The sequence below is a fragment of the Acidocella sp. MX-AZ02 genome (assembly GCF_000306035.1).
Lineage (GTDB): Bacteria > Pseudomonadota > Alphaproteobacteria > Acetobacterales > Acetobacteraceae > Acidocella > Acidocella facilis.
The window spans coordinates 623210-641630 of record NZ_JH976207.1 but is presented as its reverse complement, the minus strand read 5'-3'; the positions used below and the strand labels follow the sequence as shown (position 1 = coordinate 641630).

Here is an 18421-nt window from a genome sequence, read left to right as displayed (position 1 = left end):
GACAAGTTGCAATGCAGCAACACCGCCCCGCTTATTGCTCAGCCCTGGGTCGGTCTGGCCTCGTGCGCGTCCAGCCAGGTGATGGCGCGTTCCGCCAAGGCGTGGAAGGCGATGCCGATGAGCCCGCCCAGCAGCACCTCGCTGCCCCGCCAGATGCCGGTCTGGAGAATCGTATCGCCGGGATCGACGGTGAGCAGCACGATCGGCGCCGTCCACATCGAAACCCGCAAATTCGGCCAGAGCCGCACCAGCACGGCGCAGAAACAAACGGCCCCGGCCAGTTGCAACGGCACCGGCGCGGCAAAGGCGACCAGCGCCCCGCCGATAATCACCGCCGAGACGACGCCGACGAGCGTGCCGGTGAGCCGCCAAAGCGCGGCGCGGCTGGTATCGTTGAGTTTTTCCTGGGAGACGATGATGCCGCTCATCGTCGCCCAGACCGGATGCGGCAGCCCGACGCCACGGGCCGCCAGATAAGCCAGCGCGGCCGCAGCTGAGCAGCGCAGGACGAAGGCTATGTGCCGGTAGATCTCATCACGTGTCATTCATCGCCCCGGCGCCTGGTTTCAGCCCGTGTGAGCTTCCAGGAACCGTGGCGCCTTGTCCAGATGAGCGGCACAGGCGGCGGCGATCGAGATTTTTGCGGCAATCCGACGGATGATTCGCGATTTTGCGCAATGCCCCGCGCCGCTTTTTTGCGGCCGGTTTTGACGCCGGCTGAAGCGCGGTGCGGGCCGATGAAAGAGGGGTTGGGAAGCCTGGTGCGGGTGGTCGGAATCGAACCGACACTCCATTGCTGGAACCGGATTTTGAGTCCGGCGCGTCTACCAGTTCCACCACACCCGCCTGGCTGCGCCTTCTGTAAGTGAGGCCAGCGGCGAAATCAACTGGCCGGGCCGCCCCTGCCCCGCGAAGCAGCTGTTTTTTAAGCTGAACAAGCGCTTACAGGGCGTTGAGGAGAAAGCTGTCATTTATTTGCCAAGGGCACTTGCCAGCCTCCGGGGCGTTGTTTATAGAGCCGCCCACCGGTCCCGAATAGCTCAGTTGGTAGAGCAAGCGACTGTTAATCGCTCGGTCGTAGGTTCGAGTCCTACTTCGGGAGCCACTTCATCAAAATCCGGTCAAAAACACCCCGCTTCGGCGGGTTTTTTTGTGTCAAAACCCCAGGAAAGCCGCCAATATTTATGAACCATTGGGTCATATCGGTTTTTTTCGGTTCATCCTGGTTCATTGTGTTTCAGAAGTCAGTGGGGTTAAAATGGGGTTACGAAACCCCAGCCACGGACCAGGTGTTAGAACACGGAAATGGCTCTAACGGACGCAAAGATAAAATCAGCTAAATCAACCGATAAGCCGGTAAAACTCTTTGACAATTTGGGGTTATACCTGCTCGTCAGCCCGACCGGGCTCAAGACATGGAAATACAAGCTGAGGACGGGCGGGAAGGACACCACGCTGACCCTGGGCGACTATCCCACCATCCGCCTCATCGAGGCGAGGCGGCTGCGTGACCTGATCCGCTTGAGGGCCCGCGCCGGCGCCCCCATGCTCGCCGAAGAGGTCCAGCAGCCGGTCCTTTTCAGGGACGCGGCTGATGCTTGGCTGGCGCGCCAGCGCACCCAATGGAAGCCGGCGCATTTTGAGCGCGTGAAAAAGAGCGTGGAGAGGGAATTGAACCCAGAGTTCGGACATCTCGCGCTGGCCGATATCACGCCGAACCAGGTCGCGGATTTTCTGCTTCGCGTCCAGGCCCGCGGCGTGAACGATCACGCGCACGATTTACGCCAGCGCATCCGGAATATTTTCCGCCTGGCGCAATCTCGGGGAGATGTGGATCGGAATCCGGCAGAGGCCATGACAGCCGTCATGACGCCCATCCCCAAGGCCACACACCGGGCCGCGCTGGTCCAGCGTGCTGAGGTGCTGCAGATGGTCCAAAAGGTCGAGGCGACAAGCGGCCATCGGATCATCAAGGCCGCCTTTCGGCTCACTCTGCTGACTGCGCTCAGGCAGAGCGAGATCAGGTTCGGCCGGTGGGATGAGATCCGTGATCTGGATGGGCCGGCGCCGCTCTGGGTGATCCCGGGCCACCGCATGAAGGGCAAGGAGGTCGAGAAGCAGCCGCCTCACCTCGTCCCGCTTTCGCGCCAGGCGGTTGAACTGCTGCGGGAACTAAAACCGATCACGCACGAAACCGGCATGCTGGTGCCGGCTTTCCAGCGGGGCCGCGGGCCGATCAGCGAGAACGCGCTGAACCTGCTCCTGGAGCGCGCCGGCTATACGGGGCGGCAGACGGCCCATGGGCTCAGGAGCTGCTTCTCGTCCATCATGAAGAAACGCAACCGCGCCGATTCGCATGTGATCGAGCTGATGCTGGCTCACCTGCCGCCGGGCGAGGTCGCCCGGGCGTATGATCGAGAGGAATATCTGGATGAGCGGCGGGCGCTGTTTCAGGTATGGGCGGATATCGTCATGGAAAAGGCGCCCTCAGCAGCCGAGCTGCTGGGGCGCCCCAGGAGAATGACGGTAGAGATCGACTAAACTTGCTCCTTGATGCGCTCGTCGCATCATCAGATGCCTCCGGGCACCAGGCTGAGGCCAGCGGCACGGCAGCGCCAGCCGGATGACGTTCCCGTGGTCTTAAGCGGCGCCCGCATCGAGGGGATGCCCGCCGCCGATGAACATAGCCTTGGGCGCCAAGGCGCGGAGACGGCGCGGCAAACGCAGCCCCCCATTGGCAGTGGGGGCTGATGGTCGGGTTCAACCGGGTATTGATGGGCATTTCCAGGATTGAGTTAAGCTCCTCACCGAAACGCCAAACGCCCCGGCCGCTGAAGCGGACGGGGCGAAAGGCTAGGCGGGAAGTGATGAGGAAGGCGGCGGCACGACGCGCTCGACCGCCGCAAACAGCGTCTTGGCGTGCAGTTCCAGCTGCTCGATGGAGGCTGTCATCGTCATCACATCTTCCACCATGCTGTCCCATTGAATGGGATCAGGACGGTTAATGACCTGGTGTTGGATCAAAAGCTCGGCAATTTCCCGCGTGCGCCTGAGGGCGAGCGCGAAATGCTGGGTCTGCAGGCGCACCGCGCTGTAGTCGCGCTGGGCCTCCGCGTAAACATGCCCGGCCAGATCGGCCGAGTGGGTCGGTTCGTTCATGATTATGTTCCTGAATATGCTGATGTCGCCGGATGGCAGATCCGAACAGTTGCGCCGGCGATCAAAATCGGCCGGGCAATGGCGAAAACCAGCAATGAAGGGGATCTGCACTATTTTTATAGCAAAACGCAGCCAGAAATTCAATATAATTATCTGATTTTAAAAGATTATTTTTATTCTTCCGCATCCACGCCACACCTGATTTTTTTTCTCTGGGGCCCGCTCCGATCGCTTTCAGTTACGCGGCGACCAAACTTTCCTAGCCTCCGACGGTTCATCGGAGTTTGAAAATGCCCAGCGAAAAGCCTGACGATTCAACGATCACCGCCATGCCGGCGGCTATGCCTGCCGCGCAATACCTGACCTATGCCGAGGCTGCACGCATCTTTGGCCGCTCGCCGCGGACCATTCGCTATTGGGTCGCGCAAGGCCATTTGCGGGCCATCCGGATCGGCCACGCACGCCTGATTCCGTTCTCGGAAATCCAGCGCCTGGGCAATGCGCCGGCGCTCCCCGAAAGCGCTTCGTGAGCAGGCCCCGCCCTATGCCGGGTGCTCCCGGACATTTCAACCATAACAGTATCTTAGAGGCCAAAATGCAAAGTCATCACACTCAATCTGATAGGTCGAACGGCGAAGGGTTGAACGATTTGCCGCTGTTTGCCGCGGCTTGCCGCTTTGAGAAGGAAGAGATGGAGATGCCTGAGGAAACGACAAAAATCGAGCAAAAACAGGAGGCCATGCCAGCCGCCTCCCTTAGCTCGGCAACTGAGCTGCTGGAGGAGGTCGCAAGCTGGACCGACCAGACCCAGGCCCGCCGGGTAGCGCTGGCCACCGCCATCCGCCATGCCGAGCATATCCAGACGGTCTGCTCTGACAAGCGTCGTGGCCTTGCCCCCTGGCAGTGCGAAGCGCTCAATAATTGCCTTTGGGCCCGCCCGCCGCGCAGCTTTGGCCTGAGCGACGATACTCACCGCAACGCTGTCTCAAGCTTGCGCTATATTCTGATCCGGCTCGGCCGCCATGCTGATGCTGGGCACCGGCGCAACCGGCTGAGCCCGGAATGGGAGTCATTATATAAGGCGCTGCCAACCTCGGAGCGCCAGCGCGGCCTGGTGCTGTTCCTGCGCTTCCTCACACTGGAAAATATCATCCCAGACGAGGTGCGGCCCACGCATCTGGACGCTTTCCAGAGCTGGTGCCGAACCCGGATTCTCCACAAGGATGCTGGCGGCATGGCCCGCCGAACCGCCGGAAACTGGGCGTTTGCCCGCGCGGAGGTGCCCGGCTGGCCGCAGGCGGCGCTGACGCGCACCGGCATGCGCGACCATTACGGCATCTCCTGGGACCACTTCCCGCAGCCTTTTCGCGACGAAGCGGAGCTTTATCTCCAGCGCCTGGCCGACGGGCCGACCAATCTGTTTAAAGGAGGGAGCCCCTTCGCGGCGATGGTTGCGCAAGCGAAAGCCGCGGAGAAGAGCGGCCCCAAGCCCCCTTCCCCACGCGCCGTGCCGCGCGCCTTGAAGCCGCGCACCGTGCAAACCCGGCGCGATCAGATCAAGCTCGCCGCCACAGCGTTGGTGCAGTCCGGCTTGCCGATCGAGACACTGCAAAGCCTGGCCGATCTGGTTACGCCGGCCGACCGCCCCATGGCCATCATGAATTTCCACCGGGAACGGCTGCGGGACAAGCTGAAAGGCCGGCAGGACGAGGTGCGCGAGGATGATCTGCGCAGCACCAATCTGGTCGGCATCGGCGAGATGCTCCGGCAGGTCGCCAAATATGTCGTGGCCCTGCCGGCTGAAGAGGTTGATGATCTCTCCGGCATTGTCAGTTTCGTGCGGCCGGAGCAGCAAGAGGGAATGAGCGAGCAAAACCGCACGCGCCTGCGCGCCTTGCTGGCCGAGCCCACACGCGGGCAGTTGCTGCATCTGCCGCGCTATTGGCAACCCAAGGACCAGAGCGCGCCCAGCCGCTCCGAGGCGGTGCAGATGATGTTCGCGGTGGCGCTCGAGATCCTGCTTTTCGCGCCGGTCCGGCGGGCGAATCTGATCAAGCTGCGTATCGACCAGCATCTGGTACGCCCTGTCCGTGCCGGGCCGATCACCGATATCTTTATCCCCGGCCGGGAGGTGAAAAACGGCCAGACCGTGACCTGGCCGATCGATGAACGAAGCGCGCGGCTGATTGAGCTCTATTTGCGCATATATCGGCCGTTGCTGGCGAAGCCAGGCAACCCGTTCCTCTTCCCCGGCATTGGCGACAGCCATCGTGACGAGGCGGAGTTTGCGGCTGAGTTTTCCCGCCGGGTCGAGTCGGAGATCGGGGCCGCGTTCAATATGCATCTCGTCCGGCATTTTGCGGCCGTGCGCTATTTGCAGAGACATCCCGGCGCCTATGAGATTGTCTCCCAGCTGCTCGGCCACAAGAACCCGGAGACTACTCGGCGCTTCTATCTTGGGCTGGAGCAAGAGGCCGCCGCCCGCCATGCCAACCAGGTGCTGCTTGAGGAGCGCGAATCGACGCGAATCCTGGCGTTGGGCGCATTTCACCGAAGTGGCGGCACTATGCGGAGGAAGCGGGCATGAACGGCAGGCAGCCTCGCCAGGTTATTGATCTCGAAGATTGGCCGCCGGCCGATCGCGCCTTGTGGCTGGCGGGTATCGCGCCGCAAACCGGGCTGCAGCGCGGAAAGCGCCTTGCCCAAACATTGCGGCCAAAGTCCATCGAGCGCGCAGCGAATGGCTATGGCTGGTTCCTGGCGATGGTGGGCAAAGAGATCGACGCCCCTGGCCCCGCCGAGCGGGTGACGCCGGAGAGTGTGGCAGCCTATTTCGAAGCGCTCCGCCAACGCGAGAACAAAAACCGGACGATTAAGACACGGCTGTTTCATCTGCGCACGGCGCTGCGCATCATGGTGCCGAAAGCGGATTTCGACTGGATCACCCGCCCGGGCGACATCCCCCTCGACACGCTGTTGCCGGACGAGATCAAGGAAAAGCCATTCATCCCCACCTCGCGCCAGCTGTTTGACTGGGGGCTGAGGCTGATGGACGCCCCGCCGATGGCGCAATGGCCGGCGAGTGCGCATCGGAAGATGCAGATCTGTCAGGATTACCGCAACGGGATGATCATCGCGATCCTGGCCTGTTTGGCGCCACGACTCGGCTCGCTCGCGCAGATGAGATTGGGTACCAACTTGCTGCCGCGCGAGGGCGGGTACCAGGTGCGGCTGGACAGCAGCATCGTGAAGAACAAGCGGGCCCTGGAATATAACCTGCCGCCCCAGCTAACGTCTTATATGGACCGGTATCTGGCGGAGATCCGGCCGCTGTTGCTTGACGAGGCGAAGTACGACCATCTCTGGGGCAACGGGAATGGCGGACCGCTGCATTATCAAAGCGTTGAGACGATGCTGTTTCGCCAGTCAGAGAAGGAGTTCGGCCACGCATTTGGGCCTCATACGGCACGGCATGCGCTGGCGAGCTCACTGGCGGCGGTGGACCCGACGAATCCGGGGCTGGCGGCCGTGGTGCTCGGGGTTAGCGAGGGGGTGGTGAATGGGTATTACCGGCAGGCTCGGCAAAGGGATGCGGCGATAAAGTTTCAGCAGGATTTGGCGCAGGAGAGAAGGCCCTGAGAGTTTCAATAACTGGTGATCTTACTTGCGGGAAACGTCGGACTGCTGCTGCCTTAGCGGCGGCGCAATCATGTAAAAACATAACTTTTTGAATGAGCAAGATACTGATCTTCAGCTCCGCCCGTAATGGTCCTCGATTCTAACAATATCATCCTCGCCGAGATAAGAGCCTGACTGGACCTCGATCAGGGTCAGCGGGATCTTTCCCGGGTTATCCAACCGGTGGACACAGCCGAGCGGCAGATAGATGCTCTCATTCTCCTGGATCAACAGCTCCTCGGTGTCACGCGTCACCAAGGCACAGCCAGCGACGACCACCCAATGCTCGGCGCGATGGAAATGTTTCTGCAGCGAGAGCCGGCGGCCGGGCCAGACGACGATGCGCTTCACCTGGAAGCGCTCGCCCTGGATCAAGCTTTCATAAAACCCCCAGGGGCGGTAGCTGCGATATTGCGCCTCCGCCTCCGGCCGCTTCTGGGCTTTCAGCTTGTCGACGATTTTCTTGACGTTCTGTGCCTCGGATTTATGCGCTACCAGCACCGCATCCTGGGTGGTGACGACGACGAGGTCCTGCACCCCCAGCAAAGCGGTGAGCATGCCCTCGGAGCGGGCGTAGCAATTCTCGGCATTTTCCAGCACCACATCGCCCTGGGCGAAATTGCCGGCGGAATCCTTCGGCGCGATCTCGGCCAGAGCCGACCAGGAGCCGACATCCGACCAGCCGATCGCGGCGGGGACGACAGCGGCCTTATGAGTCTTCTCGGCAATCGCATAGTCGATGGAAATGTCCGGGGCGGTGGCGAAGCTCGCTTCATCCAGCCGGATGAAATCCAGGTCCGCGTGGCGTGCGGCGGTGGCGGCGCGGGCGGCTGCGAGCACCTCAGGGGCGAGGGCTTGCAGTTCCTCGATCATGATATCGGCCCGGAAGATAAACATGCCGGAATTCCAGAGATAACCGCCTTCGGCCAGCATCTGCGCGGCGCGGGTGGCGTCGGGTTTTTCCACGAAACGGGCCAGCTTGTGCACGCCGGAGAGGTTGGGCAACGCCTCGCCCTGGGCGATATAGCCATAGCCGGTCTCGGCTGCCGTCGGCTGCATGCCGAAGGTGACGATATAGCCGGCGCGGGCCGCGGCGGCGGCTTTCGCCAGCGCCTCATGCAGGGCCGGCTCATCCTGAATGGCGGCATCAGCGGCCATGATCCAGAGCACGACATGCGGGTCGGTCTCGGCGGCGAGCAGGGCGGCGGCGGCGATGGCCGGAGCAGAGTTGCGGCCCACCGGCTCCAGCAGGATGCGCGGCGCCTTCACCCCGGCATCGCGCAGCTGTTCGGCGACGATGAAGCGATGCTCCTGATTGGCAACGACGATCGGGGCGGCGAAACCAGCGCCCGTGCCGCGCAGGGCGGTTTCGGCCAGCATCGGGGTTTCGGAGAGCAGCGGCCAGAATTGCTTAGGAAAGCTCTTGCGCGAAACCGGCCAGAGCCGCGTACCGGAGCCGCCGCAAAGAATCACAGGAATCACGCTTGGGCGGTTAAAATTTGACACGTCCACAGAGTGGTTAACAATATCCAACTTTATTCCCCGCCAACCAAAAAAAGAACAACAACTGCTAACTTGAAAAAAAATTAACACAGCCGATCTGTTCAATACAATACAGGCAACTCCGATTTTTTTGAACGACTTGCGCGCCCGACATTAGAATGCCCTGGATACGTCTTGTTTCAAAAGCGTCAACCAGTAGGGAAAAAAGAAATTTCATTTCAATGACTCACTCTCAGCTTTTGCAACGCCCCTTCCTCAGAGAATAAAATGATTACGAAAGCCGCTCTATAGTAATCGTCGGCCGATCCCTGCCTTATAGGGTTTTACGCACTGGAACCGGAGATAAGCGGCCAAAGTGCTGAGCAGCGTGCTTTAGCTCGGCAGGCGCAGGCGCCGCCGCTCTTGGAGGAGCTCCGGCGCTACCTCAAGGAACTAAACGCCAGGCTCTCCGCGAAGAGTAGCCTCGTCAAGGCACTGCGCTATGCGCTCGGCCGCTGGGAGAGCCTGTGTCTCGGCACCACAAACGGCCGTATCAATATCGACAACAACTAGGCCGAGCGCGCCCTGCGCACCATCGCCACCACTCGTAAAAATTTCCTGTTCCTCGGCCCTGAGGTCGACGGTGAGCGCGCCGCCATCATCTACACCGTCCTCAAGGCCGCAAAACTCAACGGCCTCGACCCGGAAGCCCATCTCGCCAATGTCATCGACCGCATAGCAAAGGGGCATCCAACCACTTTGATACATCCAATCCGACGTAAGCTTCGCTATAATGCTCCACGGCTCGTCCTCCTCATTGTGAGGAAATGCTCAATACCATGAGTAACCCTCGATCCGCGTGACCAAGAGGGCGAGCCACCACACCCGGGGACAAACATCAGGTCTTACGCCCTATACGTTTATCCGGAACTTCTCAAATCAATCGCCTCATCGGCCTGTTGTCTCGCTTAGAAAGATTATATGTCCTAATTGACACACCGTAACTTTTAATGTCGAAGCTAAGTTCGCGGAACATTCCATAACGGTGTAATTTTATATCGAAAAAGTACTTTCTCTCGCAATAAAGTTTTTTGCGGTGAATTTAGTGTTAACAGATCAAAACAAAAGGAACCCTTAGATGAAAACAGCACTTGTCTGCGGAGCGGGTGGATTTATTGGCAATCACCTAGTGTCACGCCTGAAGCGCGAAGGCTTCTGGGTTCGTGGAGTTGATCTAAAACTCCCTCCCTACTGCGACACTGACGCAGACGACTTTATGATTGGTGACCTACGCGACCAAGCTATTTGCCGGGCTGTTGTGGATCGGCGCTTTGATGAGGTCTATCAACTAGCGGCAGATATGGGCGGTGCCGGCTACATATTCACGGGCGAGCACGACGCCGACGTGATGCACAACTCCGCGACAATAAATCTCAATATGATCGACGCATGCTACAAGCGGACGATCAAGAACGTTTTTTATTCGTCTTCGGCTTGTATGTACCCCGCTTATAACCAAGAAGACCCGCTAAACCCGAAGTGCTCGGAAGACAGCGCTTATCCAGCGGCTCCAGACAGTGAATATGGTTGGGAAAAGCTCTTCAGCGAACGTGTCTATCTCTCATTTCGTCGTAATCATGGCATGAAGACGCACGTCGCACGTTATCACAACATTTTTGGTCCACTTGGCACATGGGACGGCGGCAAAGAAAAAGCCCCTGCAGCCATTTGCAGAAAGATTGCACGCGCCAAAAGCGGAGATGCTATCGAGATTTGGGGTGATGGCGAACAGACGCGCTCATTTCTGTATGTTGAAGAATGCCTCGAAGCTACGACGCGCCTTCTACGATCGTCATTTTCTGGCCCCGTGAACATCGGCTCCGAAGAGATGGTTAGCATCAATCAGCTTGTTGATATTGTCGCCGACATTGCCGGAAAACGTATCGATAAAAATCATATTCCCGGCCCCACAGGTGTGCGCGGTCGCAACTCCGACAATCGACTGATTCGCGAAAAGCTTTCTTGGGCCCCCTCTCAACCGCTACGTGAAGGCCTGACGAAAACCTATGCTTGGATTGAAGCTCAAGTCAGAGCCAACACCCCTCAAAAGTGATAGCTTAACATTTTAAGGAGTGATGCATGTTTTCGTTTCGTGACGGCGCATCTAAACTTATGGATGGTTCTTGTAGCAGCGATCTTCTGCTGTCCGGCTACTTGATCCAACATCCTTCTGAGCGCCGCCCACGAGATATTGCATGGATTGGCACGGTACCTGACAATCAGTTTCTACTACTTAACACTATGATTTGTGAGGGAGAAACTTTTATCGTATTGGATACTGAAGGCCGTGAGCATATTGCAACCAACGAAAAATGGACATCACTTCAGCATCGACTTACAAGCAACGGCTTCGTACCCCGCGCGCAAGTGGTCGACGTTGGTCAATCTAACCGTTGGTTGCAAATTCTGGAAGCGCTTACTTCAGCATCTCTCGGTGTATTATTCGTGGATGCTGCGTGGGCTGTTGAAGAAAGCCGCTTTTGGCACAATCTGGAACAACTTTGGCGCACCAATCCTTGCGCTATCTGCTTGGTTGGATTTTATAATCCTGAACTAAATTCGGAAAATTTTTCATTGATACGCACTATCCCGAAAGAACTGCAGATTGAATTTATTGCGTCAACAGCGTCCTCTGCTTGGATCGCGCCAGTAGAACAGACGGGGGATAGGATGCGCGAATTACTACACTGTTCCGGTCTATTTGGACACTCTGTTCCCGTGATTGCGCGCGAACCAATAGATTTGCTCGATGTGTTTGATGAACAAGGGCGCATCCCGCTTTATACATTCAACATACGCTCAAACGAAATCACCCGGCTGACTCTTGAGCACGGTTGGTCGCACCTTGAAAGCGACGGGGTGTGGACCAATGCGTACCAGGGAGCGGTCACACTTCCAGTGCCAACAATTCAAAAGATGAAACGTCTACGCGTCTCAGGTAATTGTTGGCTACATCCCAACCATGAACATCAGACGCTTTCGATTGGGATCGCTGGCACAACAAGAGCGGAGTTCAAAATCTCTACGGGCGACATACAGATACTAAATATTCCTCTTGAGCCTTCTGACATTGACGCCGGAAAACTCAATCTGACTTTCAGCGTCTCTTCGCCCGGACGACCAGAAGAATTTGGCGGCGAGGATTCCCGCCTGCTCGGCTTTAAGCTACGAAGTGTAGCGTTGTTCGATTAAGCTGTGCTAATCTTTAGGCAAAGCGCTTTTTTAAATAAATTCGGGTTTGGTGGGGCTTATGAAGATTATAATCAACGCAGCAGGCTATGTAGGACAAGATGCCGGCGCTGGGGGCGCGGGGGTTTTTTTACAACACTTGGTAGGAGCACTCGTCTCCGAAGCATCGGTGGATGTGCTGATCCGCCCAAACACCAAAGTGTTCGGAGAGATTGCTCACGGTGCTCGGTTCATCGAGCTTCCTTACTTAACCGGAGATGTTTTCCGTCAATTACGTGATGGTGTAACGGCCGTCATCGACCCGTTCGGGGCTCTTCCTTGTGAAGGATTCCCTAATGATATTGCTCTCTCTGTTGTCATTCACGATCTCATGCACCTTGAAGCGCCAGGTTATTTTACAGCCGCGGAGCGCCATGGTCGTTCAGCAAGTTTCGCGCAAGGCTTAAGTCGCGCTGATTCTATTATCACTTTTACTGCTGACCAAGCTCGTGCAATACGCAAGTTCTATCCCGGAACAACGCCCACTGTTATCCCGCATCTTCCATATATGTGTATGGCGAGAGAACCGGCTTCAATTCAACTCCCAATGGACCTGGACCACTTTTTGCTTTTCCCTGCGGTCAAGTGGCCACACAAAAACCATAAGACTGTCCTCGAAGCTTTCACCGCATATATAGCACGCACCGGATCGCCACTAAAGCTTGTGATGTGCGGCGGCCCATGTGCAGAGAGCAGATTCAGCTTTTTGCCAGCTCCAGATTTATTGTCATCACAGATTGTCGATCTTGGAAGAGTGTCCGATGAACTGCTTCGCTCCCTCTACTCCGCTGCGTCAGCGGTTCTATTCCCAACCCATTACGAAGGGTTTGGAATTCCGGTTCTTGAAGCAGCATATCTGGGAAAGATGGTCCTTGCTTCACGCCTTGCGGTTTTCGATGAAATCTTGGGGCCTGACAATTATCTCGCAGTGGAGGATCCCTTATGTCACCAGCGCTGGATTGAAGCTTTTAATAGCGTCGAAGACAATACTCGCGCAGTATTTGAGCAGAGAGTGCTAAGCGTCAAACAGAATGTCAGTCTGGAAAACTTCCGCAACGCATTTCTGCAGGAACTGCAGGAAGTGGGAAGTCGTTACATGCACCCATCTGGGTATTTTTCTCGCCGTTTTCCGATTGGCGATCGTGTTACCACTTCTAGAGCAATTAAGCTGGATTTCGCTGATCTATATGATACTGCTCATAGCGAACGAGGTACGCGTAGCCCAATTTTAGCATCTAAGTCTGTTGCGGCTCAGTCCTTTATTTTTCGTAGCAAATCCTCAAACCACTCCCAATGTCTTCGCGCTACCTACAATGCCTCCGCCCATTTACAGGTAGGAGCGGGTGCGGAATTTTTTGTTTGGGCGCGCCTCTTGTCGCATGATGGAATAGAGAACCTCCGTTATTCGGTAAATGACCAAAACGTTATCGAACTTTTGCCATTGTTGGCAGATGGAGATTGGCATTTAATCCGTGAACCGTTGCCTTCCGAGGGATACATCGATTTCCGTGCAGGCAAGGAGGGTCATTCTGAATCTCCTGGGTTCGAGCTAGAACTGTTCGACGCATCACTTCTGATTGGTAGTCAGCTTGCAATTCCCGAGGAGGCAGGAATTCCTCATGGGCTTACAGTAGTTGTACCTGCTGAAGATCAGTCTTCACTTGATGCTGCCATCACCAATTGGTGCATACTTATTGAAACTCTCGGAGCAGTATCGAAATCACTAAATTTGATTATTGTCAGCACCCTCGAATTAACCGCACCGGTTCTACCGCAAGACGTTCGGATATTTTATAGTCCAAAACAAAAATTAGTACGAAAAGACGCTGCGGCCACTATTGGACCTTATGAGGCAATCAGTCAGCTTCTTCTCCTGGAGGCTTGCGATCTCCCCTCCCTCTCGACCGATCCAAATTTACGAGTAATTAAAGCAACTCTATCTTCACTCAGATCAAATGCCAGTAATAGTTTAATTTTTCTAACCCAGGAAACCGCATTTTGGCATAACTTTGAACGCGGCCGTATTATCGCGACGGGAGATCGTGTCGGCCAGCCTGTACCTCTACTCGATGAAGAGCTTCTCGCTTCGTTACTGTCCGCTCCGACCAACGAAAAGAAACCTCGATTTGCAATCATTGAGACTGACCGCACAAGCCCCCTAAGTCATCACGGCATCGTTACAAATCTTTTTATAAGCGGCGCGGTCGCCTTAGGGTTTGAGCCGGTACTAGGTCTCTGCTTGAACGCAACATCTGAGGCAGAAAGTGACATTAAGGTATGGTCGGGGTTCAGTCCCCAGGTTTATTTTGTTGGTTCGGCAGACACATATGCTGTTGAATTAAGTACGTTTATCGAGGCGCAAAAGCTCACTTCCGACGATGTCGTTTTCATGCACTCTCTTTCACCACAGATCTTGTTGGGCACGGCGCGCTACATTGCTGCCAATCCGCACGACGCGCCGCGCTTTATCATGCGTTTCTTCTCGACGGCAGAAGCCATGGGTGGTCATCGCCTGTCATATGTGAAAATTCTGCGCTCTATTTTGGCGGTAAGTTTTTTGCGCAACCGCATGAGCTTTTTCACAGAATCACGAAATCTGCTTTCTTACTACTTAAAAGAAACAGGCGGAGAATTCCCACTACTCTTTAACCCACTTCATCCGAGCCTTGCTATGGTTCGCTCTTCGAGCTGGATTGATACAAATCTCGCCAAAGATGGAAAGCCGATTCTCGCCTACTTCGGTGAAGCTCGAGAAGAAAAAGGCTTTGATGAACTGCCCGCAATACTGAGCGGCTTGCTGGCATCGCCAATAATGGCGGAGTTTCAATTTCTTATCCAAACCGGCAGCAACCATCAGAACGATACACCTACAATCATCGCTGCCAAAGCGGCCCTTTCAGCGCTTCGCATCAAATATCCAGGCCGTATCAAAACATTCGAATCTGCCGAGACCGCGGAGCAGTTTTATTTCATGATGAAACACGCGAAGGGCATTATTGCGCCATACCGCGTAGAGTCCTACGCCAAACGTGGAACGGGCGTTACACTCGAGGCCATTCAGATGGGGCTTGACGTTTTCGCCCTCTCGCAGACGGATCTTTATGCCACATTCGGTGAAACCGGTCAGGTTATACCAGTTCCTGACGCCTCTTCTTTTTCCAAGGTGATAATAGAGTACTATGAAACCGGAGTGCGAGAGCAACGGAAACTTAACAAAAGTTATGAGCTTACACCAAGAGAAACGGTCGAACGACTATTAGAGTTGTCACGTGCTTTCCCCGTACAGTCAGACGGCACAATACTTTGGGTTGGAAACGATACCTTCGGAGAAGGGTGCTCTGCAGTTTATGCCGCGCAAAAACGCGCTCTGAGAGAGCTTAATCTAGATTGCCTGGAGCTCTTTGTCCCGTGGCCAGATCTTAACTGGTCTGGTGTTGACGCATCGGCCTATGATGAACGGATTTACGGATTTTCATCCGAATATCAAGCGACTGGATTTGCTTGGGTTGCACGCCCTTCCTTCGGGCCGTCACTAACTGCTGTTGTCAACGATGTTAATTCGGAAGGACCGACGTTCGATCGATTGCGCAACATCAACAGCCATATGCAGTTCCCCCAGTCACTAAGAGCAGCGTTAACTGGAAATTGCGTCGAGAGAACATTACTGAACTACGCGCATCTATATCCAGTTATTGCCGGGGTAATGCCGATCGAGAATATTGTATGCGAAACTCATGATATTTTAGCATATCAACATGCTGTTCGCCGGGGGGACGCCATCTCACTAAGCGAAAAGTTAGATGAATTTAAGGCGCTTGCTCAGTTTCCGCACCTGATCGCCATTAGCGCTGCCGAACAACGAGAGTTATCCAAGGCGTGCATAACGTCAACGGTTCATTGGCGGCTACCGCCTTTTACATCTGAAAGCAGCGAGAAGTCGACTCTATCTCAGTATTGGCAGACAGCTAATCATCTATTGACCGAGCAGGGTGACATACCAGACCAAGTCACTCAGCCTTCACCTGCGATGTTACGGTTGTATTTTGTGCGACCGGATCTCAGGCAAGTGTTCAACCTCAGCTTCTCTGCTGATCGTCTAGCATTTTTTCAATGGTTTGTAGTCAATAGTACGTCGTTTTCATCAGAAGCAACGCGCTTTACTCCTGCGCAGCTTGCTTGGCTGACCACAACTGCCTCTTCAACTCTATCGGGCGCTGCCCGCCTCGTATTGGTACATCGCCCGGATGTTCGTGCGGCGTTTTCTTCGGTGGAAGGAATAGATGCCGAGAGCCTTGAGCGATGGCTTGAAACTCACGGGGACCATGAACTTGGCCTTGGGACCGCAAATCTACGCAGGCGTTTGGTTGAATTTGAGACAGATGGGCTTGCTAAGCCTACAATGCTCCTATCCACGATACTTGATTCCGGCCCAACATTTCTTGATGCTGCCCACCCCGGACAAAAGCCTCTTTACGAACGATTAGAGCATGTTGAACGTATCGATCTTATTTTAGTCGGCAGCGCTCATCCTGCGAACATCAAGTCGTTTAGATGGTTTATTGAGGAGGTGTTCATAAAGCATCTTGCCGAACGGCGTTTGAATTTATTCGTGGCAGGATCTGTTGGGGCACAACTTCAAGACTTTTTACAACCGAACATCTTCTTGCTTGGCAGGTGCGCACGCCTGACGCCACTACTCCAAGCTGCGCGCGCTTGCCCTTTACCAGTCGTGGCTGGGTCTGGTTCACCAATTAAAACAATACCCGCGTTGGCTTTAAACGGCGCTGTTACGATCACACCCCACATCGACGAGGCCTTCCGCCTCTCTGATTATGGTATCCCCAGCTTTTCGGACCCCGCCGAGTTCGCTGCTGACCTTTGTGATATGCTCGAGAATTCTGAAGTTCGAAACGCGCGCCGCCAGGCAGCAACACACTACGCGCGAGACGTCCTGACTGAAACAAGCTATATAGAGTTCTGGCGTATAATTATGGATGAACTACAGATGAATAAGGCTAACCAATGAGCCGTCTCGCGCTTTTTGCCAATTGCCAAGCCTGGCCTTTATATCTTTTGCTTAGTTCCCTCACTGATCTCAGCGAGGTATACTGCCTTGATATTAACGGTTACGGATCCCCGGAATTCCGTCAGGCAGCCGACAAGGCATTAGCAGGCTCTGAAGATCTCACGATCGTGACACATCCGCTTTCTGACCATTTTGGTGAATATGCAACGGCGCAACTGCGCTTAAACTATCGCGTTCTGACAACTACAAACATCTATTTTAACGGACTGCACCCTGACATCACTTACGTCGGAGGATTCCAACAACGAGTTCCTTCGCCTATGGGCGACTATCATAGTAAAATAGTCCTAGCTTCTTTTTTACACAGCTTGAGCGAGGACGAATGTTTGGCTAAATTTACAACCGAAACGTATCAACGTGCGGGATTTTTCGACACCTATCATACAGCATGTGAAGAGCTCCTCGCGCGCGATGAAGGCATCGACATCAAATTTGCTTCGCAATTCATTGACAAAATTCCTCGTCAGCCTGCACTGTTTTCGATGAACCACGTGAGTATCTCTCTGTTACGAGATCAAGCAAAAGAGATTGCAGCCGCGATTGGCGCAAAATGGATGGATTTTCCGATTGAGTATCTTTTAAATCCGATGTCCTCAGGGCCGTGGTGGCCTATCTATCCTGAGATTGCTGAACGTCATAACCTCAGCTACCGTACACCATTTGCCTTCAAACTATCAGACCAAGAGCCTCTGTTCAGCTTAGAGAAGTTTATTTGTCAATCCTACATTGGCTATCGCGATTTTTCCGGTCTGCATGAATCTCCGACGGCGCTTGATCTAAAGTCGAATTTTTCTCATCTGCTTCAATATTGAATTTTGATGAAAATTTTCACCTCCCTCTCAGGTAGTTTATTATGAACGAATACGATCTCATTGTATCGATCGGTGATTGGTGCGGGCCCGCTCATAACATTCGACGCTTCTTCGGAGTTGAGGAGTCTTATCCATTTGATTGGTGGATCACTCCCTACGAGGCCACTATAAAGCTGCTTAACAGCAATTTTGAGGGAATGTTAAATCCCGCTAACCTAGTGATCGAAGACAACAGTACTGTACGATGCACGACTTATGGCCTTCTTCATCATCACGATTTTGAGCGCGATGATAATGATCTGATCAAACCGGATATTGACCAGCAAATAAATCATGTTTACGCCAAGACGTACCGTCGTATTCAAAGATTGCTAGATAACACGAAGGATAAAGAAGTCTTATTCGTTCGCTCAAATCTTTGGAATGAAGGAGTATGTGCTGAAGGAGAGGAGCTTCGCGCGAGAGTTGATGTATTCTATGACGCCCTTTTGATGCGATATTCGCATTGCCGTCGCCTCGACCTTTTAGTGCTTGCGCCGCTTGAACCTGAAATTATCTCGAGGCCAACAGGTCGCGTCATTGTGAGGCCGCTTGGAGAACGTATCGGCAGTGCTTTTTTTTGGGACGACAATTATGACGCTGTTTTTAATTCTCTTGGGATAAAGCTCAAACATTAACCGTGAGCTCAATCTTTCAATTACCCACAAGTTGCATGCCGATCATCGCGCCGAGCTTGAAGTCGGTCAGACGCGAGAGCCCGCCCCACATGACGGTATTACCAGGTGGAGGATCGGTTGCGCGGCAACCGTCAGCCAGAGACCGCGCTTGTGTGATTTTCCGAGATGGCGGCCCAGTTCCAGGGGAGCAACTCATTGAGCGTGGTTGCTGGATGTCCCGTACGCATCCGGTGAATGAC

Annotated in this window: 13 protein-coding genes and 2 tRNA genes; 11 read left to right on the top strand and 4 right to left on the bottom strand. The window is 54.8% G+C overall.

Annotation, left to right across the window (positions count from 1 at the left end):
* Positions 1 to 38: 38 nt before the first annotated feature.
* Both MXAZACID_RS03185 and MXAZACID_RS03180 read right to left on the bottom strand, forming a co-directional pair.
* A complete protein-coding gene (locus tag MXAZACID_RS03185) occupies positions 39 to 545 on the bottom strand; it encodes an FUSC family protein (protein WP_008492625.1) in 507 nt (168 codons plus the stop codon).
* Positions 546 to 759: 214 nt separating this feature from the next.
* Positions 760 to 846 (bottom strand) — tRNA-Leu (locus MXAZACID_RS03180).
* 183 nt (positions 847 to 1029) lie between these two features.
* On the opposite strand from MXAZACID_RS03180, the gene MXAZACID_RS03175 reads away from it, so the two are divergent.
* Together MXAZACID_RS03175 and MXAZACID_RS03170 are read left to right on the top strand one after the other, a co-directional pair.
* Positions 1030 to 1105 (top strand) — tRNA-Asn (locus MXAZACID_RS03175).
* A 200-nt stretch (positions 1106 to 1305) separates the two neighbouring features.
* Positions 1306 to 2541: an integrase arm-type DNA-binding domain-containing protein gene (locus MXAZACID_RS03170; protein ID WP_083878430.1), complete on the top strand. Its 1236-nt coding sequence runs from the start codon at positions 1306 to 1308 to the stop codon at positions 2539 to 2541.
* A gap of 312 nt (positions 2542 to 2853) precedes the next feature.
* On the opposite strand, the gene MXAZACID_RS03165 is transcribed toward MXAZACID_RS03170, so the two are convergent.
* On the bottom strand, positions 2854 to 3303 hold the full coding sequence (locus MXAZACID_RS03165) for a hypothetical protein (RefSeq protein ID WP_144052633.1): 450 nt from the start codon (positions 3301 to 3303) through the stop codon (positions 2854 to 2856).
* 146 nt (positions 3304 to 3449) lie between these two features.
* On the opposite strand from MXAZACID_RS03165, the gene MXAZACID_RS03160 reads away from it, so the two are divergent.
* The 3 genes from MXAZACID_RS03160 to MXAZACID_RS03150 all read left to right on the top strand — a co-directional run bounded on the left by MXAZACID_RS03160 (position 3450) and on the right by MXAZACID_RS03150 (position 6798).
* The gene (locus MXAZACID_RS03160; RefSeq protein WP_039884684.1) at positions 3450 to 3689 is read left to right on the top strand and encodes a helix-turn-helix domain-containing protein; all 240 of its coding nucleotides are present in this window, start codon (positions 3450 to 3452) and stop codon (positions 3687 to 3689) included.
* 167 nt (positions 3690 to 3856) lie between these two features.
* Positions 3857 to 5746, top strand: a complete 1890-nt coding sequence (locus MXAZACID_RS03155; RefSeq protein ID WP_168118377.1) for a site-specific integrase — start codon at positions 3857 to 3859, stop codon at positions 5744 to 5746.
* A gap of 179 nt (positions 5747 to 5925) precedes the next feature.
* Positions 5926 to 6798, top strand: coding sequence for a site-specific integrase (locus MXAZACID_RS03150; protein WP_168118376.1), 873 nt, complete (start codon positions 5926 to 5928; stop codon positions 6796 to 6798).
* A gap of 111 nt (positions 6799 to 6909) precedes the next feature.
* Here the strand turns inward: MXAZACID_RS03150 and MXAZACID_RS03145 are convergent, their stop codons facing one another.
* Complete coding sequence (locus tag MXAZACID_RS03145) at positions 6910 to 8310, bottom strand: mannose-1-phosphate guanylyltransferase/mannose-6-phosphate isomerase (RefSeq protein ID WP_008492617.1); 1401 nt, start codon at positions 8308 to 8310, stop codon at positions 6910 to 6912.
* Positions 8311 to 8655: 345 nt separating this feature from the next.
* Here MXAZACID_RS03145 and MXAZACID_RS20420 point away from each other — a divergent pair, with 345 nt between their 5' ends.
* The 6 genes from MXAZACID_RS20420 to MXAZACID_RS18130 all read left to right on the top strand — a co-directional run bounded on the left by MXAZACID_RS20420 (position 8656) and on the right by MXAZACID_RS18130 (position 18182).
* Complete coding sequence (locus MXAZACID_RS20420) at positions 8656 to 8892, top strand: transposase (protein ID WP_083878426.1); 237 nt, start codon at positions 8656 to 8658, stop codon at positions 8890 to 8892.
* A 565-nt stretch (positions 8893 to 9457) separates the two neighbouring features.
* Entirely contained in the window at positions 9458 to 10432 is a 975-nt protein-coding gene (locus tag MXAZACID_RS18140) for an NAD-dependent epimerase/dehydratase family protein (RefSeq protein ID WP_008492615.1), read from the top strand.
* 26 nt (positions 10433 to 10458) lie between these two features.
* A complete protein-coding gene (locus tag MXAZACID_RS18675) occupies positions 10459 to 11571 on the top strand; it encodes a hypothetical protein (protein WP_144052631.1) in 1113 nt (370 codons plus the stop codon).
* A 58-nt stretch (positions 11572 to 11629) separates the two neighbouring features.
* Positions 11630 to 16633 carry a glycosyltransferase gene (locus MXAZACID_RS18135; RefSeq protein ID WP_083878424.1) on the top strand — a complete coding sequence of 1668 codons (5004 nt, stop codon included), beginning with the start codon at positions 11630 to 11632 and terminating at the stop codon, positions 16631 to 16633.
* Positions 16630 to 17505, top strand: coding sequence for a WcbI family polysaccharide biosynthesis putative acetyltransferase (locus MXAZACID_RS18670; protein ID WP_144052630.1), 876 nt, complete (start codon positions 16630 to 16632; stop codon positions 17503 to 17505). The genes MXAZACID_RS18135 and MXAZACID_RS18670 overlap by 4 nt, the downstream gene beginning before the upstream one ends.
* Before the next feature lie 41 nt (positions 17506 to 17546).
* Complete coding sequence (locus MXAZACID_RS18130; protein WP_083878422.1) at positions 17547 to 18182, top strand: DUF1796 family putative cysteine peptidase; 636 nt, start codon at positions 17547 to 17549, stop codon at positions 18180 to 18182.
* Positions 18183 to 18421 lie beyond the last annotated feature (239 nt).

What these genes read in the sequence shown, in the direction of transcription:
- MXAZACID_RS03185 (WP_008492625.1), bottom strand. Translation starts at nt 545, where the DNA reads ATGACACGTGATGAGATCTACCGGCACATAGCCTTCGTCCTGCGCTGC.
- MXAZACID_RS03170 (WP_083878430.1), top strand. Translation starts at nt 1,306, where the DNA reads ATGGCTCTAACGGACGCAAAGATAAAATCAGCTAAATCAACCGATAAG.
- MXAZACID_RS18140 (WP_008492615.1), top strand. Translation starts at nt 9,458, where the DNA reads ATGAAAACAGCACTTGTCTGCGGAGCGGGTGGATTTATTGGCAATCAC.
- MXAZACID_RS18130 (WP_083878422.1), top strand. Translation starts at nt 17,547, where the DNA reads ATGAACGAATACGATCTCATTGTATCGATCGGTGATTGGTGCGGGCCC.
- MXAZACID_RS18135 (WP_083878424.1), top strand. Translation starts at nt 11,630, where the DNA reads ATGAAGATTATAATCAACGCAGCAGGCTATGTAGGACAAGATGCCGGC.
- MXAZACID_RS03160 (WP_039884684.1), top strand. Translation starts at nt 3,450, where the DNA reads ATGCCCAGCGAAAAGCCTGACGATTCAACGATCACCGCCATGCCGGCG.
- MXAZACID_RS18675 (WP_144052631.1), top strand. Translation starts at nt 10,459, where the DNA reads ATGTTTTCGTTTCGTGACGGCGCATCTAAACTTATGGATGGTTCTTGT.
- MXAZACID_RS18670 (WP_144052630.1), top strand. Translation starts at nt 16,630, where the DNA reads ATGAGCCGTCTCGCGCTTTTTGCCAATTGCCAAGCCTGGCCTTTATAT.
- MXAZACID_RS03155 (WP_168118377.1), top strand. Translation starts at nt 3,857, where the DNA reads ATGCCTGAGGAAACGACAAAAATCGAGCAAAAACAGGAGGCCATGCCA.